Annotated in this window: 2 protein-coding genes; both read right to left on the reverse strand. The window is 70.2% G+C overall.

Translation table 11 applies throughout. The features are described 5' to 3' along the window. A partial coding sequence (locus DBR34_RS24150; RefSeq protein WP_258224157.1) for a prolipoprotein diacylglyceryl transferase family protein occupies positions 1-158 on the reverse strand: 158 nt, incomplete at its 3' end. A gap of 84 nt (positions 159-242) precedes the next feature. Then, on the reverse strand, positions 243-687 hold a 445-nt coding region (locus DBR34_RS19530; RefSeq protein ID WP_258224156.1), incomplete at its 5' end, for a TPM domain-containing protein.

Consider the following 687-nt stretch of genomic DNA (forward strand, 5'->3'; position numbering starts at 1 on the left):
CCGTCGGCATTCACCCCCGGCAGGCGCCCGGCGGCGATCCGCTTGCGCCCCAGCCACCAGGCGGCGGTGAAGCCGAGCAGGTACATGATGCCGTACCAGTGCACTTTGACCGGCCCAAGCGAGATGGCGATGGGGTCGATGTCGTGGAAATAGATCATGAAGGGCGCCTTGCAGGGATGGCGATATTCTAGCGCCGCCCGGGAGCGGCCTAGTGGTGGCCGCCGTCGCCCGATTGCCGGGCTTCAGCCCAGGATCTGCGGCGTGTCCGGCAGGCCGTCATCCTGTGACCCCGGAACCGGCGGATAGTGCCCGGCCAGCAGGTCCGACACCTCCTCGATGGCCAGCAGCACCGCGTCCTGCAACGCACCATCGCGCAGGCGCTGCTGCATGTGGGCGCAGATCGCCGCCCATTGCGCCTCGCCCACCTTGCCACGCAGGCCGCGGTCGGCCACCAGCTCGATGGCGTGGTCGGCCAGCAGCAGGTACACCAGCACGCCGTTGTTGTGTTCGGTATCCCAGGTGCGCAGCTGCGCGAAGGCGTGCTCGGCGCGCTGGCGGGGGCTGACGCGCTGCCACAGCGCCAGCAACGGCAGGTCCGCTTCCACCGCGAACATCACCTGGCCACCGTGCCGGCGCTCGCCGGCGGTGATCGCGTCGGTGATCGCCTGCAGCCGTGCCGGCGGGAAC

The sequence above is a fragment of the Stenotrophomonas sp. HMWF003 genome, from assembly GCF_003061285.1.
GTDB classification, from domain to species: domain Bacteria; phylum Pseudomonadota; class Gammaproteobacteria; order Xanthomonadales; family Xanthomonadaceae; genus Stenotrophomonas; species Stenotrophomonas maltophilia_AP.